The 20,934-nt window shown below is 72.9% G+C and carries 23 protein-coding genes and 1 tRNA gene; 8 read left to right on the plus strand and 16 right to left on the minus strand.

Annotation, left to right across the window (positions count from 1 at the left end; all coding sequences use genetic code 11):
• Positions 1 to 17: 17 nt before the first annotated feature.
• The gene (locus ACNAVT_RS29970; protein ID WP_416301148.1) at positions 18 to 551 is read right to left on the minus strand and encodes a YbhB/YbcL family Raf kinase inhibitor-like protein; all 534 of its coding nucleotides are present in this window, start codon (positions 549 to 551) and stop codon (positions 18 to 20) included.
• Positions 552 to 714: 163 nt separating this feature from the next.
• Between ACNAVT_RS29970 and ACNAVT_RS29975 the strand changes: the two genes are divergently transcribed.
• Complete coding sequence (locus tag ACNAVT_RS29975; protein WP_416301149.1) at positions 715 to 1,536, plus strand: sulfurtransferase; 822 nt, start codon at positions 715 to 717, stop codon at positions 1,534 to 1,536.
• A gap of 41 nt (positions 1,537 to 1,577) precedes the next feature.
• Here the strand turns inward: ACNAVT_RS29975 and ACNAVT_RS29980 are convergent.
• Positions 1,578 to 1,664: transfer RNA gene (locus ACNAVT_RS29980), tRNA-Ser, on the minus strand.
• Between the two features lie 96 nt (positions 1,665 to 1,760).
• On the opposite strand from ACNAVT_RS29980, the gene ACNAVT_RS29985 reads away from it, so the two are divergent.
• Positions 1,761 to 2,300: an AAA family ATPase gene (locus ACNAVT_RS29985; RefSeq protein ID WP_416301150.1), complete on the plus strand. Its 540-nt coding sequence runs from the start codon at positions 1,761 to 1,763 to the stop codon at positions 2,298 to 2,300.
• Between the two features lie 9 nt (positions 2,301 to 2,309).
• Complete coding sequence (locus tag ACNAVT_RS29990) at positions 2,310 to 3,284, plus strand: NAD(P)H-quinone oxidoreductase (protein WP_416301151.1); 975 nt, start codon at positions 2,310 to 2,312, stop codon at positions 3,282 to 3,284.
• A gap of 4 nt (positions 3,285 to 3,288) precedes the next feature.
• Here ACNAVT_RS29990 and soxR read toward each other — a convergent pair whose 3' ends face one another.
• Positions 3,289 to 3,750 (minus strand): redox-sensitive transcriptional activator SoxR, encoded by a 462-nt coding sequence (gene soxR / locus ACNAVT_RS29995; RefSeq protein WP_416301153.1) that lies wholly within the window; start codon positions 3,748 to 3,750, stop codon positions 3,289 to 3,291.
• A gap of 46 nt (positions 3,751 to 3,796) precedes the next feature.
• Between soxR and ACNAVT_RS30000 the strand changes: the two genes are divergently transcribed.
• Together ACNAVT_RS30000 and ACNAVT_RS30005 are read left to right on the plus strand one after the other, a co-directional pair.
• On the plus strand, positions 3,797 to 4,489 hold the full coding sequence (locus tag ACNAVT_RS30000; protein WP_416301154.1) for a transketolase: 693 nt from the start codon (positions 3,797 to 3,799) through the stop codon (positions 4,487 to 4,489).
• A gap of 2 nt (positions 4,490 to 4,491) precedes the next feature.
• Positions 4,492 to 5,385, plus strand: a complete 894-nt coding sequence (locus ACNAVT_RS30005) for a transketolase family protein (protein WP_416301155.1) — start codon at positions 4,492 to 4,494, stop codon at positions 5,383 to 5,385.
• A 126-nt stretch (positions 5,386 to 5,511) separates the two neighbouring features.
• On the opposite strand, the gene ACNAVT_RS30010 is transcribed toward ACNAVT_RS30005, so the two are convergent.
• From ACNAVT_RS30010 to ACNAVT_RS30035, 6 genes are all read right to left on the minus strand, one after another.
• Positions 5,512 to 6,219 (minus strand): glycosyltransferase family 2 protein, encoded by a 708-nt coding sequence (locus ACNAVT_RS30010; protein ID WP_416301156.1) that lies wholly within the window; start codon positions 6,217 to 6,219, stop codon positions 5,512 to 5,514.
• A gap of 109 nt (positions 6,220 to 6,328) precedes the next feature.
• On the minus strand, positions 6,329 to 6,928 hold the full coding sequence (locus ACNAVT_RS30015; protein WP_416301157.1) for a hypothetical protein: 600 nt from the start codon (positions 6,926 to 6,928) through the stop codon (positions 6,329 to 6,331).
• Positions 6,929 to 6,984: 56 nt separating this feature from the next.
• Positions 6,985 to 8,463, minus strand: a complete 1,479-nt coding sequence (locus ACNAVT_RS30020; protein ID WP_416301158.1) for a sensor histidine kinase — start codon at positions 8,461 to 8,463, stop codon at positions 6,985 to 6,987.
• On the minus strand, positions 8,456 to 9,148 hold the full coding sequence (locus tag ACNAVT_RS30025) for a response regulator transcription factor (RefSeq protein ID WP_416301160.1): 693 nt from the start codon (positions 9,146 to 9,148) through the stop codon (positions 8,456 to 8,458). The genes ACNAVT_RS30020 and ACNAVT_RS30025 overlap by 8 nt, the downstream gene beginning before the upstream one ends.
• A gap of 69 nt (positions 9,149 to 9,217) precedes the next feature.
• A complete protein-coding gene (locus ACNAVT_RS30030) occupies positions 9,218 to 9,730 on the minus strand; it encodes a hypothetical protein (protein WP_416301180.1) in 513 nt (170 codons plus the stop codon).
• Between the two features lie 91 nt (positions 9,731 to 9,821).
• Positions 9,822 to 10,994, minus strand: coding sequence for a thiolase family protein (locus ACNAVT_RS30035; protein ID WP_416301162.1), 1,173 nt, complete (start codon positions 10,992 to 10,994; stop codon positions 9,822 to 9,824).
• 115 nt (positions 10,995 to 11,109) lie between these two features.
• Between ACNAVT_RS30035 and ACNAVT_RS30040 the strand changes: the two genes are divergently transcribed.
• A complete protein-coding gene (locus ACNAVT_RS30040) occupies positions 11,110 to 11,544 on the plus strand; it encodes a PH domain-containing protein (RefSeq protein ID WP_416301164.1) in 435 nt (144 codons plus the stop codon).
• A gap of 65 nt (positions 11,545 to 11,609) precedes the next feature.
• Here the strand turns inward: ACNAVT_RS30040 and ACNAVT_RS30045 are convergent, their stop codons facing one another.
• Both ACNAVT_RS30045 and ACNAVT_RS30050 read right to left on the minus strand, forming a co-directional pair.
• Positions 11,610 to 12,530 carry a rhomboid family intramembrane serine protease gene (locus ACNAVT_RS30045; RefSeq protein WP_416301166.1) on the minus strand — a complete coding sequence of 307 codons (921 nt, stop codon included), beginning with the start codon at positions 12,528 to 12,530 and terminating at the stop codon, positions 11,610 to 11,612.
• A gap of 25 nt (positions 12,531 to 12,555) precedes the next feature.
• Positions 12,556 to 13,086, minus strand: coding sequence for a peptidylprolyl isomerase (locus ACNAVT_RS30050; protein WP_416301168.1), 531 nt, complete (start codon positions 13,084 to 13,086; stop codon positions 12,556 to 12,558).
• 84 nt (positions 13,087 to 13,170) lie between these two features.
• On the opposite strand from ACNAVT_RS30050, the gene ACNAVT_RS30055 reads away from it, so the two are divergent.
• Positions 13,171 to 13,974 (plus strand): hypothetical protein, encoded by an 804-nt coding sequence (locus ACNAVT_RS30055; protein WP_416301170.1) that lies wholly within the window; start codon positions 13,171 to 13,173, stop codon positions 13,972 to 13,974.
• Positions 13,975 to 14,060: 86 nt separating this feature from the next.
• Here the strand turns inward: ACNAVT_RS30055 and corA are convergent, their stop codons facing one another.
• Both corA and ACNAVT_RS30065 read right to left on the minus strand, forming a co-directional pair.
• Positions 14,061 to 15,209, minus strand: coding sequence for a magnesium/cobalt transporter CorA (gene corA / locus ACNAVT_RS30060; protein ID WP_416301172.1), 1,149 nt, complete (start codon positions 15,207 to 15,209; stop codon positions 14,061 to 14,063).
• Positions 15,210 to 15,577: 368 nt separating this feature from the next.
• Complete coding sequence (locus tag ACNAVT_RS30065) at positions 15,578 to 16,672, minus strand: PLP-dependent aminotransferase family protein (protein WP_416301174.1); 1,095 nt, start codon at positions 16,670 to 16,672, stop codon at positions 15,578 to 15,580.
• 361 nt (positions 16,673 to 17,033) lie between these two features.
• Between ACNAVT_RS30065 and ACNAVT_RS30070 the strand changes: the two genes are divergently transcribed.
• Positions 17,034 to 18,332 (plus strand): hypothetical protein, encoded by a 1,299-nt coding sequence (locus tag ACNAVT_RS30070; RefSeq protein ID WP_416301175.1) that lies wholly within the window; start codon positions 17,034 to 17,036, stop codon positions 18,330 to 18,332.
• A gap of 61 nt (positions 18,333 to 18,393) precedes the next feature.
• On the opposite strand, the gene ACNAVT_RS30075 is transcribed toward ACNAVT_RS30070, so the two are convergent.
• From ACNAVT_RS30075 to ACNAVT_RS30085, 3 genes are read right to left on the minus strand one after another with little or no spacing between them, the layout of a single operon-like run.
• Positions 18,394 to 19,308 (minus strand): glycosyltransferase family 2 protein, encoded by a 915-nt coding sequence (locus ACNAVT_RS30075; RefSeq protein ID WP_416301176.1) that lies wholly within the window; start codon positions 19,306 to 19,308, stop codon positions 18,394 to 18,396.
• The gene (locus ACNAVT_RS30080) at positions 19,305 to 20,315 is read right to left on the minus strand and encodes a sulfotransferase family protein (protein WP_416301178.1); all 1,011 of its coding nucleotides are present in this window, start codon (positions 20,313 to 20,315) and stop codon (positions 19,305 to 19,307) included. The genes ACNAVT_RS30075 and ACNAVT_RS30080 overlap by 4 nt, the downstream gene beginning before the upstream one ends.
• Positions 20,312 to 20,893 carry a glycosyltransferase gene (locus ACNAVT_RS30085; RefSeq protein ID WP_416301179.1) on the minus strand — a complete coding sequence of 194 codons (582 nt, stop codon included), beginning with the start codon at positions 20,891 to 20,893 and terminating at the stop codon, positions 20,312 to 20,314. Before ACNAVT_RS30085 ends, ACNAVT_RS30080 begins: the two co-directional genes overlap by 4 nt.
• Positions 20,894 to 20,934: the final 41 nt, after the last annotated feature.

Genomic DNA, 20,934 nt, shown 5'->3' on the forward strand with positions numbered 1-20,934 from the left:
CCCTTCCTAACGCCCCGTCACTCCTTGATCTGGTACGTCGGACGGATGACCGCCCGGGCCAGGGTGTGGAACGCCAGGTTGAAACCGACGTAGGCCGGGCTGGCGGCGGGGCCCACGTCGAGGCGCTCCACGTCCAGCGCGTGCACGGCGAAGACGTAGCGGTGCGGACGGTCGCCGGGCGGCGGGGCGGCACCGCCGTAGCCGGTCTCGCCGTAGTCGTTGCGGATGCTGAAGGCACCGCCGAGTTCGCTCTCCTTCACCCCGCCGGGCAGTTCGGTCACCGACGCCGGCAGGTTGACCAGCACCCAGTGCCAGAAACCGCTGCCGGTGGGGGCGTCCGGGTCGAAGCAGGTCACCACGAAGCTCCTGGTGTCGTCCGGGAAGCCCGACCAGGACAGGTGCGGGGAGACGTTCCCGCCGCCGGCGCTGTCGTGCGCGTACCGCGTGTCCATCGGCTCGCCGTTGTGCACGTCGTCGCTGGTCAGCGCGAACGACGGCACCGTCGGCAGCAGCTCGTACGGGTCCGGGGCGATCGGTCGTTCCAGGGTCATCGAAACGGTCCTTCCGGGTGCGCGAATTCCTGCGCCTCTTCATACCCCGCCGAAGGCCGCCACGCGCGCGGACGCGGCGAGGCACATCCACCGCTGCCCATGATCAGGCAAGTACCCTTGCGCCCGCCCTGGTCGGCCGGCCAGCGCCGTCTAGCATGCTCCAATGGCAAGCCACCTCGTCTCCTGTGGCGACCTGTTCGAGTGGATGACCAGGCAGTCCGTACGCATCATCGACATGCGGTGGCCGGTGGGGGCAGGCTCGGAGGGTTTACGGCAGCACCACCAGGCACGGATTCCCGGTGCCGTCTATCTGGGCTTCGACGCTGTCCAGATGGCCGATCCAGCGCCGGTCGGTCGCGCCATTCCCCCGACTGCCCTGGCGGAGACGCTGCTCGGTCTCGGCGTCGACGACACCACCACGGTGATCGCATATGACGACAACTACCAGTTCACGGCCGCCCGCCTCGTGTGGCTGATGCGGGCTTACGGCTTTGAACGGGTCGTCCGTCTCGACGGCGGGTGGCCCGCCTGGCTGAGGGCAGGCCTGCCGGTGGAGAAGGGCCCGCCCTCGAATACGCGGCCGACTGAGGGTTCGCTGCATCTGACGCATGCGGTTCCGGCGATTGCGCGCCTGCACGATGTGCGTGCCCACGTGGCAGCCGGATTGCCGATCGTGGACTGCCGCCGGGCCTCCAGCTGGGAGGAAGACCCCCGCCTCATCCCAGGAGCGAGCAGGCTGCCGATGCGAATGCTCCTCGACTCGGAAGGCCTGGGCCTGCCCCGATCGGCCATTCTGGCCGAGGCCGCCGCCGCCGGGATCAGGCCGGGCGTGCCAGCAATTGCGTACTGCGGCGCCGCGATCTCTGCGGCGGCTGTCTGGCTCTCCCTGGCCTCGGCAGGAATCAGCGACGTTCGCGTTTACGACGGGTCGCTCACGGAATGGATCTCCACCGGCCAGCCGCTGCACACGCGAGACGCCCCCTGACCGGCGTGGGGCTGGTCAGGAAGCGTCTTGCCGTCCAGGGGCGGAGGGTGTGGGATTCGAACCCACGAAGACATCGCTGCCTTACCGGTTTTCAAGACCAGCGCCATCGGCCACTAGGCGAACCCTCCCGGACACGTCCCCGCGAGGTACGCGACCGTGCCTAGTCTGCCACGGGCCGCGTAATCCGGTAGCCGCCCTCCCGCCCTCGTTGCCAGGATGCTCGGATGTGGCAGACCCCGGCGGTGGTGCTGATCACCGGAATCATGGCGGCCGGCAAGTCCACTGTGGCCGACCTGCTGGCCCGCCGGCTGACCCGCTCGGTGCACCTGCGTGGTGACGTGTTCCGACGGATGGTGGTGAACGGGCGCGCGGCGATGACCGCGCAGCTCTCGGACGAGGCGTGGCGGCAGCTCCGGCTCCGCTACGACCTGGCCGCCACGGTGGCGGACCGGTACGCCGCCGAGGGTTTCACCGTCGTGCTCCAGGACATCGTGATCGGCGCCGATCTGCCGGCCATGGTCGAGCGGATCCGGCACCGGCCGCTCGCGGTGGTGGTGCTCGCGCCCCGCGCCGAGGTGGTCGCCGTCCGAGAGCGGGACCGGCCCAAACAGGGGTACGGGGACTGGCCGGTTGCCGACTTCGACGCCGAGTTCCGGGCCGACACGCCCCGGATCGGGCTCTGGCTGGACACCTCGGCGCAGACCCCGGAGGAGACGGTGGACGAGATCCTGGCCCGGGCGTGGACGGACGGGCAGATCGGGTAAGACTGGGCCATGCGCGCGATGACGATCCCGGAACCCGGCGGACCCGAGGCCCTCGTCTGGGCGGAGGTGCCCGATCCGGAGCCCGGACCCGGCGAGGTGATCGTCGACGTGCGGGCGAGCGCGGTCAACCGGGCGGACCTGCTGCAACGGCAGGGGCACTACCCGCCACCACCGGGTGCGCCGGCATACCCGGGGTTGGAGTGCTCCGGGGTGGTCGTCGCGGTCGGCCCCGAGGTGACCGCCTGGGCGGTCGGGCAGGAGGTCTGCGCACTGCTGGCCGGCGGCGGGTACGCCGAGCGGGTGGCCGTGCCGGCCGGGCAGGTGCTGCCGGTGCCGGCCGGGCTGGCCGTGGTCGACGCGGCGGCGCTGCCCGAGGTCGCCTGCACGGTCTGGTCGAACGTGGTCCGCGTCGCCGGGCTGACGAAGGGCGAGACGCTGCTGGTGCATGGCGGGGGCAGCGGGATCGGCACCTTCGCCATCCAGCTCGGCGTGGCCCTCGGCGCGACCGTCGTGGTGACCGCCCGGGCGGCGAAGCACGCGCGGCTGCGTGAGCTGGGCGCCGCCCACACCATCGACTACCGGGAGCAGGACTTCGTCGAAGAGCTCCGCCGGATCACCGGCGGTCGGGGCGCGGACGTCATCCTCGACATCATGGGCGCCGCGTACCTGCCCCGGAACGTGGCGGCGCTGGCCGTCGGCGGGCGGCTCGTGGTGATCGGCATGCAGGGCGGCCGCAAGGGCGAACTGGACCTGGGCGTGCTGCTGGCGAAGCGGGCCTCCGTCCACGCGACGGCGCTGCGCTCCCGCCCGCTGGCGGAGAAGGCGGAGATCGTCCGGGGCGTACGCGAGCAGGTGTGGCCACTGGTCGAGGCGGGGACGATCCGCCCGATCGTGGACCGCCGGGTGCCGATGACCGAGGCTGCCGAGGCGCACCGGCTGGTGGAGACGAGCGACCACCTGGGCAAGGTGCTGCTGGTCCGGTGACCGGTCAGGCCGGCGCCGGGTCCGCGTCGGGACGGGGCAGCACCAGCCGGGCACCCGGGCCCTCGGCGGACAGCGAATCTTCCGGGTTGTAGAGGGTGCAGCGCTGCAACGACAGGCAGCCGCAGCCGATGCAGCCGTCCAGGTCGTCGCGAAGCTTGCCGAGCAGCCGGATCTTCTCGTCCAGCCGCTCCCGCCAGGACCGGGAGAGGGCGGCCCAGTCGTCCGGCGTGGGCGTACGCCCCGACGGCAGGGAGTCCAGCGCCTCTCGGATCTCCTCCAGCGAGACGCCCACCTGCTGGGAGATCCGGATGAACGCCACCCGGCGCAGCTCGGTACGGGCGTACCGGCGCTGGTTGCCGCCGGTCCGCTGGGACCGGATCAGCCCGAGCCGCTCGTAGTAACGCAACGCGGAGGGGGCCACCCCGCTGCGCGCGGCGAGCTGCCCGATGGTCAATGCTTCGTGCATCACAGAGCCTTGAGTTGAAGTGCGCTTCAAGTCCGAGGCTAGCCGCATGACGACGACTACCGCCACCGACCCCGCCGTGCTGAGGGCGCTGCTCGACCGGATACGGGCCGGGCGCGAGTTCGGCGCCAACGTGTACTCGACGCTGGACGTGCTCCAGGTGCTCTACGACCGGGTGCTCCGGATCACCCCGGAGACCGTGGACGACCCGGACCGGGACCGCTTCCTGCTCTCCAAGGGGCACGCCGTCGCCGGCTACTACGCGCTGCTCGCCGCGAAGGGCTTCATCCCGACGGAGTGGCTGGACGACCAGGGCGGTCCGGCAAGTCGCCTCGGCGACCACCCGGACCGGCTGCTGGTGCCCGGGGTGGAGATCGGCTCCGGGTCGCTCGGCCACGGGCTCGGTCTGGGCGTGGGCACCGCGCTCGGGCTGCGGGCCCAGGGCAGGGTCGACCCCCGGGTGTACGTGCTGCTCGGCGACGCCGAACTGGACGAGGGCTCCAACCACGAGGCGATCGCGTACGCCGGGGCGACCGGGCTGGGCAACCTGACCGCGATCGTCCTGGACAACGGGTCGGCCAGCCACGGATGGCCGGGCGGCGCGGCGAGCCGGTTCACCGTCAACGGGTGGACCGCCGCGACCGTGGACGGCCGCGACCACAACGCCCTGTACACCGGCTTCACCGGGCACGACAACCATCGGCCGCACGTCGTCGTCGCGGTCGTCACCGACAAGGAGTGACCATGCGGGACGCCTTCGTGACCACCGCCAGTGCGCTGCTGGACGATCCCCGGACGACCATCGTGCTGGCCGACATCTCCGCCGCCGCGTTCGCCCCGGCCGCTCGGCGCCACCCCGACCGGGTGATCAACGTCGGTATCCGGGAGCAGTTGATGACGGGCGTGGCGGGCGGGCTCGCGCTGACCGGCCAGCGCCCGATCGTGCACAGCTATGCGCCGTTCCTCGTCGAGCGGGCGTACGAGCAGATCAAGCTGGATCTCGACCACCAGGGGGTCGGGGCGGTGCTGGTCAGCGTCGGCGCGTCGTACGACCGGGCGGCGGCGGGCCGCACCCATCTGAGCCCGGCGGACGTCGCGCTGATCGACACCCTGCACGGCTGGACGGTGCATGTTCCCGGCCACCGGGACGAGGTGCCCGGGCTGCTGCGCGACGCCGTGTGCGGTCGGGACTCGGCGTACCTGCGACTCTCCGTCCAGACCAACGGGCAGGCGTACCCGGACGCGGAGGACCTGCGGATGATCCGGGACGCCGGACCGGGCGCGCCGCTGCTGGTGGCGGTCGGGCCACTGCTGGACCAGGCCCTCGCGGCGGTCGCCGACCTGCCGGTCACCGTGGCGTACACCCACCGACCCCGGCCGTTCGACACCACCGGGCTGCGGGCCCTCGCGGCCACCGAGGTGATCCTGGTCGAGCCGTACCTGGCGGGGACGTCGGCCCGGGTGGTCGGCGCGGCGCTGGCCGACCGGCCGCACCGGCTGCTCGCCCTCGGCGTCGGCCGGTCGGAGCTGCGCCGCTACGGCACGGCCGAGGACCACGACCGCTGGCACGGCCTGGACGCGGCCGGCCTGCGTCGCTCGATCGACGCGTTTCTGTCCCCGGTGCCGGCCGGCGCCTGAGGGCAGACGGCAACGTTCGGGCACGGGCGGAAGCGGCGACGCCGGGCGCGGGAGGCGGAGATACGGCGGGACCCCGCGACTCCGGCGTGGGCCGGGGCGGCGGGGTCCCGCGTCGTCCGTGGGGCGTCAGTGCGCGGCGGCTTTGACCGGGCGACGGCGGGCGCGCTCGCGGGCGAGGATCCAGATGGCCTCGACGCCGTCCTTCCAGGTGATCTTCTTGCCCTCCTCGCGGCCCCGGGCGCGGTAGCTGATCGGCACCTCGTAGGGGCGGATGCGCTGGCGGAGCAGCTTGCCGGTGACCTCGGCCTCCATGCCGAAGCCACGGGACCGGACCTGGAGCGAGCGGTAGAGCTCCAGCGGCATCAGCTTGAAGCAGGTCTCCAGGTCGCCGATGTACGAGTTGAACAGCACGTTGGCCGCCATCGTGACGCCCTTGTTGCCCACCACGTACCAGAAGCTGTAGGCGCTGTGGCTGCCGAAGGTCCGGTTGCCGTAGACCACCGTCGCCCGCCCGTCGAGCACCGGCTCGAGCAGCCGCGGGATGTCCTGCGGGTCGTATTCGAGGTCGGCGTCGAGGATGACCATGTACTCACCCTCGGCGCTGTCCACCGCGGTCTTGATCGCCGCGCCCTTGCCGGCGTTGCGCTGGTGGGTGATCACCCGCAGCCGTGCGTCGTCCACGCGGCCGAGGACCTCGGCGGTGCCGTCGCGGCTGCCGTCGTCCACCACGACGAGTTCGATCTCGCACGGGTAGTCCACCGCCAATGCCTGCTTGAGGGCATCCGCGATTCGTTCTTCCTCGTTGAAGACCGGCATGAGGATCGAGAGCTTCACGGGTTCTCCACGGTGGCTACGGAAAGTCAGCCCTAGCGTAACCCGGCTGGCCGCCGAGGTCACCAGCGCATGCCACCGCGCTCGATGGGTGCGGCTCCGGCCGGTGCCTTCAGCGCTGCTTGAGGGGGACGACGATCAGGCGGGCGGCCCCGCCGTCGCCGTCCTTGGTGCCGGCGACACCGACGGTGGTGCCGACCTTGATCTCGTCGGACCGGACGGTGGCGCGGCGCTCGACCACCCGCAGCTTCTCGTCGAAGGTCCACGTCATCGTGAAGCCGTCGGTGGACTTCACGGTCATCGACTTCGCGTCGATGGCGGTCACCTCGCCGCGCTGCACCGCGACGGTCTTCGTACCGCCGTCCCTGGTCTGCACCACGACCTCGCCATGCAGCGTGTTCTTCCGCAGCAGCACCCGGGCCCGGTGCCGCTTGCGCCACTCCTGGGCCCGGTCACCCTTCCGGTCCGGGCCGGCATGTTCACCGGGAGAGGCCGAGGGGGCCGGGGCGGCGACCGGGTCGACGTCCAGATCGGCGGCGTCGAAGCCCAGCGCGGCGAGCGCCTGACCGTCCGTCCCCATCGCGGCGGCCACCTCGACCGCGGTCTCCTTCGCCGTGTCCTGCGCGACCTGGGCCGGGCCGCAGCCGGCGAGGCCGAGCGCGGCCGTCGCGAACAGGGCGGTGACGCCGGTGACGATTCCCTGGCGTGCCATCAGTGTTCCTCTCGTCCGTGATCCCGCCAGCATCCCCCACGCGGGCGAGCGGATCATCAGGCCGATGTTCGGGTCAGGTAAGGATTGCCGGGCAGACGGACGGTGAAGGCCGCGCCGCCCTCCGGCGCGTGCCCGGCCGTGATGTCCCCGCCAAGGCGGCGGACCAGCCCGGCGGCGAGCGCCAGCCCCAGGCCACTGCCCACCTTGCGCACCCCCCGGTACCGCTGGTGCAGCGCGCCGCGCTCGAACGCCACCGCGAGGTCGTCGTCGGTGAAGCCGGGTCCGCCGTCGCGGACCTCGACGATGCCGCCCGCGGCCGGGTCCGCACCGGCCGGCCGGACCGCGAGCACCACCGGTGCCTGCGGGGGTACGACCCGCAGCGCGTTCTCCAACAGCCCGTCCACCACCTGCCGGATCCGCCCCGGATCGGTGTACGCGGGCACCGGCCCGCCCGGCGTCTCCACCCGGAACGGGACCCCGACCGCGGCACACCGGTCGGACCAGGTCCGCTCCGCGTCGGCGGCGAGCCGGGTCAGGTCGACCGGGCCCGGGTCCAGCGGGAAGTCGGCCGCCTCCAACCGGGCCAACGCCAGCAGGTCGCTGACCAGCCGGTCCAGGTGCTCGGCCTCGGCGAGCATCGTCCGGCCGGTCTCCGGCACCGTGTCCGAGTCGATCACCCCGTCGGCGAGCGCCTCCGCGTAGCCCCGGATCGCCGTGAGCGGGGTGCGCAGCTCGTGCGAGACCGACAGCAGGAACTCCCGTTGCCGGCCCTCACTGGCGGCCAGCGCGGCGGCCAGTCCGTTCAGCGCGTACGCCAGGTCGGCCACCTCGTCCGGCGGCTCGACCGGCACCCGCACCGCCCGATCCCCGGCGCGCAGCCGTGCGGCGGCGGTGGCCGCGGTACGGATCGGCCGGGCCAGCCGGCGGGCCAGCAGCAGCCCGGCGGCCACCCCGGCGGCGAGGCCGGCGAACAGCGGCAGCCACAGGCTGCGCAGCACCTGCCCCCAGGGGCCGCTGGTGGTGGCCCGGGTCAGCACCACCCCGTCGCCGCCCGGCAGCGCCCGCCCCTCGACCAGCGCCCGTTCGCCGTTCACCAGCCGCCGGCCGGAGACGTCCCGGCCGGACGACACCCGGGTCACCACCTGCCGGGGCAGCCCGGGGCGGTCCGCCTGGCCGGAACGGACGAGATACACCTCGATCTGCTGCTGGCGGAGCTGGCGGATCAGCCGCTCCCCGGCGCTGTCCCGCTGGCGTACCGCGCGGACGCGGAGCACGTCGGCGGCGAGCCGGGCCTGGGCGGCCAACGCCTCCTGGTCGCGCCGCTCGGCGCCGCGTACCGCCAGGGGGACCGCGACCAGCGCGGTGACCAGCACTGACACCAGCGCCACCGCGCAGGTGACCAGCACCGCGCGGGCGGTCAGGGTACGGCCGAGCGGCCGGCGCGGTGGCGCGGCCGCCGCCCGGGGAGTGATCACCGGCAGCGCGACGGTCGGTTGGTGGGGGCGTACCGGCTGCGGGACGGCGGGCTCAGGCATCGGCCGCGTACCCGACGCCGCGGTGGGTCCGGATCACGCTGACCGGGCCCAGCTTGGCCCGGACCTGCGCCACGTGCACGTCCACGGTCCGGGTGCCGGCGTGTGCGGCGTACCCCCAGACGCCGGCCAGCAGCTCCTCCCTGGTGAAGACCCGGCCGGGCCGGGCCATCAGGTGGGCGAGCAGGTCGAACTCGGTGGAGGTGAGCTGGACGGGGGCGCCGGCGGCGGTGACCGTCCGGCGGGCCGGGTCGAGGGTGACCGCGCCGACCACCCGGGGCTGCTCGGCCCCTGCGGGCGTGCCGGCGGCGCGGCGCAACACCGCCCGGAGCCGGGCGACCAGTTCGCGGGGGCTGAACGGCTTGGTCACGTAGTCGTCCGCGCCCAGTTCCAGGCCGACGATCCGGTCGACCTCGTCGTCCCGGGCGGTCAGGAAGATGACCGGGGTCCAATCGCCGGCCTCGCGAAGCCGCCGGCAGATCTCGGTCCCGGCGAGGCCGGGCAGCGCGATGTCGAGCACGCAGGCCACCGGGCGCAGCCGCCGCGCGGCGGCGAGCCCGGCGTCGCCATCCCGTTCCACGTGTACGCCGAACCCGTCCCGGGCCAGGTACAACCGGACCAGATCGGCGATGGCCGGCTCGTCCTCCACGACGAGGACGAGCCCGCGCTGGGCGGTGTCGGCGGTCACCGGCCCATGATTGCCGACCCGTGGCCGTCGGAGACGGCTGGGGAATGTTCGAGTTCGGTAAGGACGCGGTCAGCGCACCGGCGCGGGGCGGAACGCGGCCGGCCGGGCGCCGACCGGCGGCTCGCCGATGGTGGCGACCAGCCGCTCCGCGGGCGTCCGGAGCCGGGTCCGGAAGGCGTGGTTGAGCAGGGCGTCGAGCTGCCACACCTGTTTCGGGTGGTGGGTACGGATGAGGAACCGTTCGCGTACCCCGTCGATCGCGGTGGCCGCCAGCTCGACGCTGTGCGACCGGGGGTCGGGGCTCCACGTGACGTTGCTCAGCTCGCGCAGCTCGGTGTTGAGGTGCAGGCGCAGCCGGTGCAGCAGCCGGGTCTGCTGGGTCACCACCAGGCGCCGGTGGGTGAGGAGCATCAGGTACTCGCCGCCGATCGGGTGTTCCGGGCGGCTGCATCGGGTGACCAGGATCGTGGCGTCGCCGGTGCCGACGCACCGGCGGAAAATCGGCATGTGCCGGCTGACGGTCTGGGTCGCCAGGCCGGTCTCGGCGGCGGCCGGAAGGAACGTTCGCGAGAACACGTCCATGCAAGATGCAACGAGCATGTGAGAAGGGTGATATGGGTCACTCCCGATTTCTGGAACTTCCACCCCGGCAAGTCGCACCCGCTGTCCGACCTCAGAGCAGCTCGACGATGGTGGCGTTGGCCATGCCGCCGCCCTCGCACATGGTCTGGAGGCCGTAGCGGATCCCGTTGTCCCGCATGTGCTGAAGCATCGTGGTCATGATCCGGGCGCCGGACGCGCCGAGCGGATGGCCGAGCGCGATCGCCCCACCTCGTGGGTTGAGCCGCTCCGGGTCCGCCTCGGTCTCCGCCAGCCAGGCCAGCGGCACCGGGGCGAACGCCTCGTTCACCTCGTACACCCCGATCTCCTCGATGCCCAGCCCCGCGCGGCGCAGCGCCTTCGCAGTGGCCGGGATGGGTGCGGTGAGCATGGTGACCGGGTCGTCGGCGGCGACCACGGCGGTGTGCACCCGGGCCAGCGGTCGCAGGCCGTGCCGGCTGGCCCACTCGCTGGTGGTGACGGCCAGCGCCGCCGCCCCGTCGGAGATCTGCGACGCCGACCCGGCGGTGACCACGCCGTCGGCCTGGAACGGGGTGACCAGCTCGCCGAGCTTGGCCAGCGAGGTGTCCCGACGGATGCCCTCGTCGGCGGCGAACTTGCCGCCGTCGGCCAGCGCCACCGGGGCCAGCTCCGGGTCGAACGCGCCGGCGTCCTGCGCGGCGGCCGCCTTCTCGTGGCTGGCCAGCGCGAACTCGTCGAGCTGGGTGCGGGAGAAGCGCCACCGTCGGGCGATCAGCTCGGCGCCGACGCCCTGGTTGAACGGGAGCGGACTGTCCTCGGCGACGCCCTCGACGCCCCGGTAGCGCTCCAGGATCGCCGCGCTGAACGGCATCCCGCCGGACACGCTGGCGCCCATCGGCACCCGGGTCATCGACTCCACGCCACCGGCGACCACCAGGTCGGCCTGGCCGGACACGACGGTGGCGGCGGCGAAGTGCAGCGCCTGCTGACTCGACCCGCACTGCCGGTCGAGGGTGGTGCCGGGGACCGACTCGGGCCAGCCCGCGGCGAGGACGGCGTTGCGCGCGACGTTCCACGACTGCTCGCCGACCTGGGAGACGCAGCCCCAGACCACGTCGTCGACCTGGCCGGGGTCGATTCCGGTCCGCTGGGCGAGGGCGCGCAGCACGTGCGCCGAGAGGTCGACCGGATGCACGCCGGCGAGACTGCCCTTGCGCCGCCCGACCGGGGTCCGCACCGCACCGACGATGACCGCGTCACTCATGTCTACTCCCCGGTAACTTGGGCCTGCCCCGATCCTACGTGCTGATCCGGCCGGTCGTCCTCCCCCGTTGCCCCGCCGTCCCGCCGGAGGCCGGACCGGCTGGCATGCTGGTCCGGTGAATCCACAGTCACCCCCGGCCCGGCAGTGGCGGGTGCCGCCGGCCCTGCCGGCGGCCAAGCTGGTCGGGGCGCTCGTCCTGGTCGCGCTGGGACTGCTCTTCGCCGGCGGCGACCGGGTCCAACTCGGGCTCGCCGCGCTCGCCGCCGCCGCGCTGGCCGGCTGGGCACTGCGCGACCTGGTCGCGCCGGTCCGGCTCGCGGTGGACCCGCAGGGGATCACGGTGATCCACGGCTTCGCCGGCCGGCGGCGGCTGCCCTGGCCGGCCGTGGAGGCCATCCGGGTGGAGCGGCGTACTCGACGGGGGCTGACCGCCGAGACGCTGGAGATCGACGCCGGCGAGTCGCTGCACCTGTTCGGCCGGTACGACCTGGACGCGCCGCCGGAGGAGGTCGCCGAGGCGCTGCACGCCGCGCGGGCCGCCGCGGGCTGACGGCCACCCTGCCCTCCGGGGCGGGTGGCGCGGTCCGGCCGGCGCCGCCTGCGGCGAGTGTCGGGTCAGCCGGTCAGCATCGCGGTGCGGACGAGGACCAGCCCGAGAAGCGCGACCAGCAGGATCGCCCCGCCCGCCGCCTGGAACGCAGTCCGCCGCATCCGCGGCGCGTACGCCAGCACCAGCGCCATCAGCGCGCCGGTGAACAGGCCGCCCAGGTGGCCGGCGATGGAGATGTGCGGCACGGTGAAGGTGAAGATCAGGTTGATCACCAGGATCGGCACGATGGCCGAGGTGTCCCGGCCGAGCCGGCGCATGATCACGAAGATCGCGGCGAACAGGCCGAAGATGGCGGTCGACGCGCCGGCCGAGGGCTGATTCGGCGCGCTGAACAGGTAGACCGCGACGTTGCCGCCGAATCCGGCGATCAGGTAGAGCGCGAGGAAGCGCAGCGGCCCGAGCACCGCCTCCAGGGTCCGGCCCAGCACCCAGAGCCCCCACATGTTGAGCAGCAGGTGCGGCAGGCCGTAGTGCAGGAACATCGCGGTGACCAGGCGGTACCACTGCCCATCGGCGACCCCGCCGACGGTGCCGTCGGAGAAGCGGGCCAGGCCGAGCACGGACCCCCAGTCGGTCAGCGGCGTGGAGCCGCTGAGCAGCACCGCGCCCACATTCCGGACTGAGGCGAGGGAGAGGAGCATCACCAGCACGTTCAGGGCGATCAGGATCTTGGTGACGTAGCCCTCGCGGCCGGCGGCACCGCCACCGAAGGCGGTACGCGCCGGCCGCACGCTGCGGCGTCCCTCGTTGACGCACTCCGGGCACTGGTGCCCGACGGAGGCCTCCCGCATGCACTCCGGGCAGATCGGCCGGTCACAGCGGGTGCAGCGGATGTAAGTCTCCCGACCGGGGTGCCGGTAGCAGACCGGAGTGGTCGGCACCGGCCCGCCGGTGGCGTCACCTGCGTGCCCGGAGCGCTCAGTCATGCGAGCAAAGGTACCCGCACGGCGCTCAGGCCGACTTGCGCTCGATCTGGACGCGCTCGATGACCACGTCCTGCAGCGGCCGGTCGCTCGGGCCGGTCGGGGTGTTCGCGATCGAGTCCACGACCTTCGCCGACTGCTCGTCGGCCACCTGACCGAAGATGGTGTGCCGGTTGTTCAGGTGCGGCGTCTGCGACACCGTGATGAAGAACTGCGAGCCGTTGGTGCCCGGCCCGGCGTTCGCCATCGCCAGCAGGTACGGCCGGTCGAAGCGCAGGTCCGGGTGGAACTCGTCGGCGAACTTGAAGCCCGGCCCGCCGCGACCGGTGCCGGTCGGGTCGCCCATCTGGATCATGAACCCGCTGATCACGCGGTGCGAGATGGTGCCGTCGTAGTACGGCCCGCTGCCCGGCTGGCCGGTGCGCGGATCGATGTACTCCTTGGTGCCCTCGGCCAGCTCCACGAAGTTGCGGACGGTCTTCGGCGCGTGGTTCGGGAAGAGCTCCAGCCGGATCGGGCCGGCGTTGGTGTGCAAGGTGGCGTAGACAGCCTCGGCCACGGGTACTCCTCACTTGTCGGTCAGTTCCATGCGGATCCTCCCATGTGCCCGATCTGGCCATGCGAAGGCATCCGAAGGTGGAGGATGACTAAGGAACGACTCCCAGGAGGTGGGACTGTGTTTGGAATCGGGCGGCGTAGGACCCGGGGGCAGCTCGCGAAGGCGGAGCTGAGCCAGGGCATCGGTCACCTGAGGCAGGCCGCGACGCACGCGGCGAAGGGTGCCGGCGCCAGGGTCGGCCCGCGGCTTCAGGCAGCCCGGGTGGCCGCCGCGCCCACCGCGATCGTGATCCGCGAACGGGCGTCGAGCGGCGTCGCCTCGACGGCGGCGGCGCTCGCGCCGCTGGTCGTGGCCATGCGCAACGCCCAGGTCGAGGCCACGGGCAAGGCGGCGGCCGGCCGGAAGGCCGCTGCCGCGAAGCAGGCCGCGGCGACCAGGAAGGCGAAGGCCAGGAACCTCAAGGCCGCCAGGAAGAAGAAGCAGAAGACGTCGCGGGGCATGATGACCGGCCTACTGGCCGCCGGCACCGTCGCCGGGCTGGCCGGTGCGATGGCCCTCCGGCGTCGCCGGGAGCAGCTGGACTGGGCCGAGTACGACCCGGGCAGGCTGGAGCCGATGCGCGAGGAGGTCGACACCATCGTGGTGGAGACCCCGGACCCGAGCGCGAAGGTGACCCAGGCGGGCCCGACCGGCGGCGGCGGCTCGGCGACGGCCGGGGGCGGCAGCGCCGCCACCGCCATGTCCGCGAGCCAGCCGGTGATCCAGCCGAACGACCAGGCCGCTTCGGCCGCCGAGGGCGCTCGGAACACCTCCGGTCGTCCGGCCGAGAATGTCACCAAGGCGGTGAACAACGGGAAGAACACCGCCAAGGCCAGCGGTCGCCGCTGACCCGGCGGACACGGAAAGCGCCGGCGCGTGGGGTACGCCCCGCGGCCGGCGCTCCCGTTTCCGGGTACGGGAGCCGGTGGGACGAGCTACAGCCACCCGTTACGGCGGAACCACCGGTAGAGGCCCAGCGAGATGCAGAGCATGACCGCCACCACGCCCGGATAGCCGTACGTCCAGTCCAGCTCGGGCATGTTGTGGAAGTTCATGCCGTAGATGCCGGCGATCGCGGTCCACACCGCACCGATGGCGGCCCAAGCGGCGATCTTGCGCATGTCGTCGTTCTGGTCGACGGTCACCTGGGCCAGCCGCGCCTGGAGGATCGAGTTGAGCAGATCGTCGTACGAGTTGACCTGCTCGACGGTCCGGCTGAGGTGGTCCTGCACGTCCCGGAAGTAGCGCCGGACCTCGTGCGGCACCTCCCGGTTGACCTGCGAGGTGAGGGTGAGCAGCGGGCGCTGCAGCGGCGTCACCGCCCGCTTGAACTCGACCAGCTCCCGCTTCATCTGATAGATCCGCTGGATCCGCCCGGAGCCCTGCCGGTCGAAGACGTCGGCCTCCAGCACGTCGAGGTCGTCCTCCAGGCGGTCGGCGACCTCCAGGTAGAGGTCCACCACCCGGTCGGTGATCGCGTACGCGACCGCCCACGGGCCGTGCCCCAGCAGGTCGCGCTTCGCCTCCAGGTCGGCCCGGACCGGTGCCAGCCGGCAGGCGTCCCCGTGCCGGACGCTGATCAGGAAGTTCGGCCCGATGAAGAGCATCACCTGGCCGGTCTCCACCACCTCGGAGTTCTCGGTCAGCTCGGCGTGCTCGCAGTAGCGGGCGGTACGCAGCACCAGGAAGGCCACCTCGCCGAAGCGCTCCAGCTTGGGGCGCTGCTCGGCCTTGACCGCGTCCTCCACGGCCAGTTCGTGCAGGCCGAAGGTGTCGGCGATCGCGGTCATCTCGTCCAGTTCCGGCTCGTGCAGGCCGAGCCAGACGAAGGCGTCGCGCTGCCGCTGGGCGGCCGCCAGGGCGTCGGCGTAGTGCCACTCGCCGGGCTGGCGCTCACCGTCGACGTACAGGCCGCAGTCGACGACCCCGCTGCGGCCGGGGCCGGTCGGCTCCGGTGTGCGCGGGGAGCCGTCGACGTTGAGGATGCGGGACATGGCGCGTACCGGTGCCGCCCAGGCGCGTGGCCTGAGCGCGCGGCCGCCGTTCTGCTCGACGTTGCGGTCGCGTGCCACCCGGTCCGTCATCTCGCCCCCTCTCCACGATGCTGCGGTTTGCAGGTTACGCCGATCGGGACGAACCGCAGCGCGGGCGAGCGCCGCACGGGCGGTCCGGCTGCGACGAGCGTCACCCGGCGTAACGGTGGGGTGGCGCCGGGCGGGCCGGGCCGCGTCAGGGGGGTGAGGGGCGACACGGCCCACCCGGCACCCATTGGGGGCGGGAGTTGTGCTGTGCGCGCCGGGCGGTCCGGACGGGGGCGCGGCGCGACTCCCCGAGAGGCGGACCCGTCACCGGGAAAGGTGAACGGCGCTCGCAGCATTCTGAGCCTCCGGCCGGCCCAGCGGGAGAGCTGAACCGGCCAGCGACGCCATATTGTCGGAAACCCGACAGAAAATCAGGACCGAACGGCGGCCATCGCCTCGGCCAACCGCCGGACGCCCTCGTCGATCCGATCCGCGGTCACCGCGGAGAACGCCAGCCGGAGCGCGTGCCGGCCGCCGTCGAGCAGGAAGTCGCTGCCCTTGACCACCGCGACGCCGCGCTCCGCAGCCGCCGGGGCGAGCCGGTCGACCTCGACGTCCTCCGGCAGCTCCACCCAGAGGAAGTAGCCACCGTCGGGCTCCACGAACCGGGCCTCGGGGATGTGCCGGCGCAGCGACTCGGCGAGCACTCCGGCCCGCTCGCCGAGGGCGGAGCGCACGGTGTTGATCGACCGCTCGATGTCCCCGGAGACGCAGAACTGGTGCACGATCGCCTCGGAGACCATGCCGGGCGAGATGTAGAGGCTGGTCGCCTTCTTGGCGATCGCGGCGATCAGCTCGGCCGGGCCGACCAGATAGCCGACCCGGACGCCCGGGCAGACCGTCTTGGTGAAGCTGGAGGCGTGCACCACCACGCCCCGGGTGTCCATCGACAGCATCGAGGGCAGCGGCTCGCCCCGGAACCGGATGTCCGCGTACGGGTCGTCCTCGAAGATCGTGAAACCGTACTCGGCGGCGAGGTCGAGCAGCTCCCGGCGCTTCTCCAGGGACAGGGTCACGCCGGCCGGGTTCTGGTAGTTCGGGATGACGTGGGCCAGTCGCGGCCGGACCCCCGACTCCAGCAGCTTGCGCAGCTCGGCGGTGTCCAGACCGTCCGGCTGGATCGTCACGCCGTGGATCTCGCCGCCCATCTGCTGAAGGTTGAGCAGGGTCCGGTCGTACGTCGGGCGCTCGACCACCACCGCGTCGCCCCGGCGGACCAGGTGGTCGAAGAGGAAGGCGTCGGCCTGGAGCGAACCGTTGGTGATCATCACCTGGTCGGTCTCGACGCCGTGCTTCTCCGCGATCCACTTCCGAAGGGGCGGGTAGCCGACGGAGGTGCCGTACGCCGTGATCCCGGCGGGATCGGCGTCGAAGGCGCGGACGGCGGCGGCCTTGAGCCCCTCGACATCGACGATGTCCAGCGAGGGAGCGCCACGGGCAAAGGAGATCAACTGCTCGGCGGTCATGCGCACGAGCCTAGGGCCTGGTCCGGCCGGTCCGACCGGCATACACGCGAAGTTCAACATGCGGGCGGCCGATCCGTCCATTCGGGCCGGCGGCAATCCGAAAACGGGCTCGCAGGCCGCCCACCATCCGGCGTCCGAAGCTGGCCGTACCGACCGGTGGTGCACGAGCTGTACGTCCACGCGTCGGCCAGTAGAAATGGGACGGTGCCGCGCCGGTCACCGCGGCTTCGACCGTCGGCGGCAGCAGGTGTGGGGCGTTCGGCTGAGTGTTGGGGTGCGCGCGGCCCGGGCGACCGGAGGATAGTGTCGGCGGACAACGTCCGGCCTCTGCCCCGAGACGGACCGCCAGCCAGGGAGGGTCATGCCGGCCGAGCGAGACCAGCAGAACGCCTTCGGGCAGCCGACGAGCCGCTGGCCGGGCCAGGACATCCCGCACCAGCAGGCCGCACCCGTCCTGCCCTGGCCGGAAGACGCGCCGCCGGCGCCACCCCACGAGGTCCGTTCCCCGCTGCCGTGGCCGGAGGCCGGTCCGGTCCCGGCCGACCTCGACCCTGACCAGCCGCTGCCGCCGTCGTCGGGGCCGGCCCCGGCGATGTCCGGCGGTTCCCGCCGGCGCTGGCGGCTGGCCGTCGCAGCGGCGGTCGTGCTGGCGGTAGCGAGCGGCGGGGTCGCGGTGGCGACGCTGCGCCCGGACTCCAGCGACCGGCCCGGCGGCGCATCGCCGCAGGCCCAGCCGCCGCAGAGCGGGGCCCCGACCGGCGCGCCCGTCTCCGGTGCCGCCACCCCGAGCGCCGCCGAGGGGCTCGGCGGTCGTCCGTCCGAGTCGCCGTCGGCCTCCGCCTCCGCCCAGGGCTTCCGGGGGACGCGGCTGACGTTGCCCGGCGCGTCGGTCGACCCCCAGGGTGGGGAGACGTTCCGCCAGGCGCTGGACCGGTCCGACCGCACCTTCGGGCGGCTCCGGATGGCCCGGATCTTCTATCCCGGGCTGCCGCCGGCCTGGAAGGGCAGCCGGTCCGACATCGTCGACCGGACCGTGGTCGTCTCCTTCAAGGCCGCACCGCAGGACATCAACGCCGGCAAGTACGATTCCCGGCTGGCCTCCTGGTTCGCCTCGATTCCGCGCGACCACAACGTCTACTGGTCGTACTTCCACGAGCCGGAGGACGACGTGGAGCGGGGCGCCTACACCGCTGCGGACTTCAAGGCCGCGTGGCGCCGCATCGCCGGCCTGGCCAACCGGGCCGACAATCCGAAGCTCATCAACACGCTCATCCTGATGTGCTGGACGCTCGACCCGAAGTCCGGGCGAAACTTCGACGACTTCTACCCCGGCAGCGACGTCGTCGAGACGCTCGGCTGGGACTGCTACAACTGGGGCGTCAGGTGGAAGCGGTACGCGCCCCCGCAGGAGGTCTTCGGCCGCATGATCAGCAAGTCCCGGGAGCTGGGCAAACCCTGGGGCGTGGCCGAGACCGGGAGCGACCTGGTGCCCGGCGACTCCGGCACCGAGCGGGCCGAATGGATCCGCTCGATGAGCAGCTACCTCAACGGGCAGCGGCCGGAGTTCGTGGCGTACTGGAACAACGTCGTCAGCCAGGGTGACTTCCGGTTGCTGGACCAGCCGAGCATCCAGGCGTGGCGGTCGTTCTGCGTGGCCTGACCACGGCTGGCACGGCACGGGCGGGCGACCGACTGGTCGCCCGCCCGTGTTCGCTTGTGCGTCAGATGCCCCGGCCGCGCTTGTGCAGCGTGCGCAGCACCCGGTCGGCCTGCACGGCCCGGCTCGCGACGGCGAGCGCCAGGTAGGCGCGCGGCTCCCGCGGGTTGCGGGCCAGGGTGCGCCGGGCCCAGCGGACCGCGTCGCGCCGGTTACCCATGGCGGCCTGCGCGAACGCGATCTGACCGGCCACCCGGGCCTCGCCGTGCGGCACGGTGGCGAACTCGGGGTACCGCCGCAGCAGCCACTGCAAAGCGGTCGAGATGGTCTCCCACCGCTGCGCGAAGTACGACCGCTTGTGCCAGCGGACCAGCACGTACGGGCTGTCCACGTTGACCAGCGGGGCGTACCGGGCAGCCCGGAGCAGGAACTCGTAGTCCTCCGCGTAGCTGCCCGGGATCTGCTCGTCGACCAGCCCGATCGCGTCGAGCAGCGCCGCCCGGCGGATCAGGAACGTGGACGGGTGCAGCTCGGTGAGCCGGTCGCGGAGCAACGCCTCCAGCGACACCCGGGACCGGTCCAACGAGCGGTCCACCGTCCGGTCGTCGTAGCTGACCCGGATGCCGCAGCTGACCAGTGCGCCGTCCGGGTGGATGTCGAGCGCGCCGAGCTGCGCGGCGAGCTTGCCGGGCAGCCACTCGTCGTCGTCGTCGCAGAACGCGACCAGCTCGCCGACAGCCGCCTCGATACCGGTGTTGCGTGCCCCGGCCAGTCCGGGGGTACGGGTGTTGGTGATGACCCGGACCCGCCGGTCGCCCCGGTCCAGCTCGAGGGACCGGTCCGGCTCGGACTGGTCGTATACCACGATGGCCTCGATCAGGCCCGGGTGCGCCTGGCTGAGGATCGCGTCCAGCGCCGCGCGCAGCAGCTCCGGACGGTCCCGCGTCGCTACGACGACGGAGATGCTCGGACCACTCAAGACGCCTCCACGGAATCAGATCCCCGCTGGCCCAGGTAGCCGTAGCGGACTCGGAAGGGCAGCGTGGCCAGGCTGACCACGGCCCGGCTGCGGCGGGGCAGGCGGGTACGCCACGCCTCGTCCCGCCGGATGGTCAGCGGACCGTCGCTGAACCGGAGCGGGTTGCCGGCGACGCTGTGCACCCGGGCCGGGGAAGCCGGCGACGGCTCCGGGTCGGGGCGCGCCGCCGGACCCGCCGAGCTGGACGGGTCGGTGAGGATGCGCAGCGCCTCCGGGTCGTCCGGCAGCCCGGCGAACTCGCGGAGCCGGCGTACGGTGCCGGCCGGATCGGCGGTGAAGTCCTCGTAGCGCAGCCGGAACACCTCCGCCCGGGCAGCGAGCAGGTGGAACGCGGCGTTCTGCGCGGTCCACAGCTTGCTGACCTCGAACGGGGAGAAGGTGGGCATGAAGTCCTCGCCGTCGACCACCTCGGGCCGGCGTACCTGCTTGCCCCAGGAGTACGCCACCGCCCGGCTGTCCCGGACCAGGTGCAGCACCCGCAGGTCGAGCCCTTCGGCCCAGCGCAGCGCGAAGGCGAGCGAGGCGTGCTTGCTGGAGTCGACCACCACCCGGGCGCCGGCGACCGCAAGGGCCGCCCGGTAGATCCGGGTGTACAGGTCGGCGTACCGCCGGACGTCGGCGAGCTGCGCCTCGGAGAGGGCACTCTTCGCCAGCCGGGGGATGTGCCGGGTGCGGTCGACCCGATCCTTCAGCGCCAGCACCTCGTCCCGGTCGACGGTGGACCAGCCGCCGAAGGCGTGGTCGCCCACCTGCAGCCAGAACGGGCAGGCGCTGAAGCGTTCCCCGCAGCCGCACCGCTCGTCGGCGCCGAGCGCCCGCTCCCAGAGGTGGACCACCTCACCGACGGCGCACACGTCCGCGCTCTGCGCGAGGAGCAGCTCGAGCAGCGTGGATCCGCTGCGGCCGAGGCCGCCGACGAAGAGGACGCGTGGGTTGTTGCCCGTCACCGCCGCCCTCCGGCACGCTGGCGTACCCGGCGGGCCACCAGGTCGTCGATCACCTGGCCCACCCGGGCCACCGCCTCGGCCCGCGGGTCGGGCCGGTTCGGGTCGGCGGCCAGCGCGAAGCGGGACGGGTCGGCCAACCCTGCGTCGAGCGCGGTGACCAGGTCGGTCTCGGACTCGCAGAGCCGGACCATGCCGGCCACGCCGAGCCGCCGGGAGAAGAGCTGCTGGTGGTTGTCGACGTGCTCGTCGTGGGCCGGGTCCCGGGGCACCACGATCGGCAGGTGGCCGTTGCGGCGGGCCTCGGTGATGGTGGCCGGTCCGCCGTGGCTCACCACCAGCGTCGCCTCGGCCATCGCCCGCTGAAGCTCCTCGTGACCGAGGAACGGGGCGGCCTCCGGCAGGCGGGGGGTGCGGCTGTGACCGTACTGGAGGACGACGCGGACCCGGGGGCGGCCGGCGTGCCACCGCTCCAGCCAGTCGACCAGCCGGTCGAACCGGTGCACGTCGGTGCCGACCACGGCCAGCACGTACGGGGCCGGAGCGTGGCCGTCACGCGGCCAGGGAATCCGCGCGCTCACAGCGCCACCTTCGTTCGCGACTGCGGGGCTCGCAAAACCGG

The sequence above is a fragment of the Micromonospora sp. SL4-19 genome (assembly GCF_047921475.1).
Classification (GTDB): domain Bacteria; phylum Actinomycetota; class Actinomycetes; order Mycobacteriales; family Micromonosporaceae; genus Micromonospora.

Excerpts from the sequence above, each read along its gene's own strand:
- ACNAVT_RS29970 (WP_416301148.1), bottom strand. The coding sequence starts at position 551 with ATGACCCTGGAACGACCGATCGCCCCGGACCCGTACGAGCTGCTGCCG.
- ACNAVT_RS29975 (WP_416301149.1), top strand. The coding sequence starts at position 715 with ATGGCAAGCCACCTCGTCTCCTGTGGCGACCTGTTCGAGTGGATGACC.
- ACNAVT_RS29985 (WP_416301150.1), top strand. The coding sequence starts at position 1,761 with ATGTGGCAGACCCCGGCGGTGGTGCTGATCACCGGAATCATGGCGGCC.
- ACNAVT_RS29990 (WP_416301151.1), top strand. The coding sequence starts at position 2,310 with ATGCGCGCGATGACGATCCCGGAACCCGGCGGACCCGAGGCCCTCGTC.
- soxR (WP_416301153.1), bottom strand. The coding sequence starts at position 3,750 with ATGCACGAAGCATTGACCATCGGGCAGCTCGCCGCGCGCAGCGGGGTG.
- ACNAVT_RS30000 (WP_416301154.1), top strand. The coding sequence starts at position 3,797 with ATGACGACGACTACCGCCACCGACCCCGCCGTGCTGAGGGCGCTGCTC.
- ACNAVT_RS30005 (WP_416301155.1), top strand. The coding sequence starts at position 4,492 with ATGCGGGACGCCTTCGTGACCACCGCCAGTGCGCTGCTGGACGATCCC.
- ACNAVT_RS30015 (WP_416301157.1), bottom strand. The coding sequence starts at position 6,928 with ATGGCACGCCAGGGAATCGTCACCGGCGTCACCGCCCTGTTCGCGACG.
- ACNAVT_RS30020 (WP_416301158.1), bottom strand. The coding sequence starts at position 8,463 with ATGCCTGAGCCCGCCGTCCCGCAGCCGGTACGCCCCCACCAACCGACC.
- ACNAVT_RS30030 (WP_416301180.1), bottom strand. The coding sequence starts at position 9,730 with ATGGACGTGTTCTCGCGAACGTTCCTTCCGGCCGCCGCCGAGACCGGC.
- ACNAVT_RS30035 (WP_416301162.1), bottom strand. The coding sequence starts at position 10,994 with ATGAGTGACGCGGTCATCGTCGGTGCGGTGCGGACCCCGGTCGGGCGG.
- ACNAVT_RS30045 (WP_416301166.1), bottom strand. The coding sequence starts at position 12,530 with ATGACTGAGCGCTCCGGGCACGCAGGTGACGCCACCGGCGGGCCGGTG.
- ACNAVT_RS30055 (WP_416301170.1), top strand. The coding sequence starts at position 13,171 with ATGACTAAGGAACGACTCCCAGGAGGTGGGACTGTGTTTGGAATCGGG.
- corA (WP_416301172.1), bottom strand. The coding sequence starts at position 15,209 with ATGACGGACCGGGTGGCACGCGACCGCAACGTCGAGCAGAACGGCGGC.
- ACNAVT_RS30065 (WP_416301174.1), bottom strand. The coding sequence starts at position 16,672 with ATGACCGCCGAGCAGTTGATCTCCTTTGCCCGTGGCGCTCCCTCGCTG.
- ACNAVT_RS30070 (WP_416301175.1), top strand. The coding sequence starts at position 17,034 with ATGCCGGCCGAGCGAGACCAGCAGAACGCCTTCGGGCAGCCGACGAGC.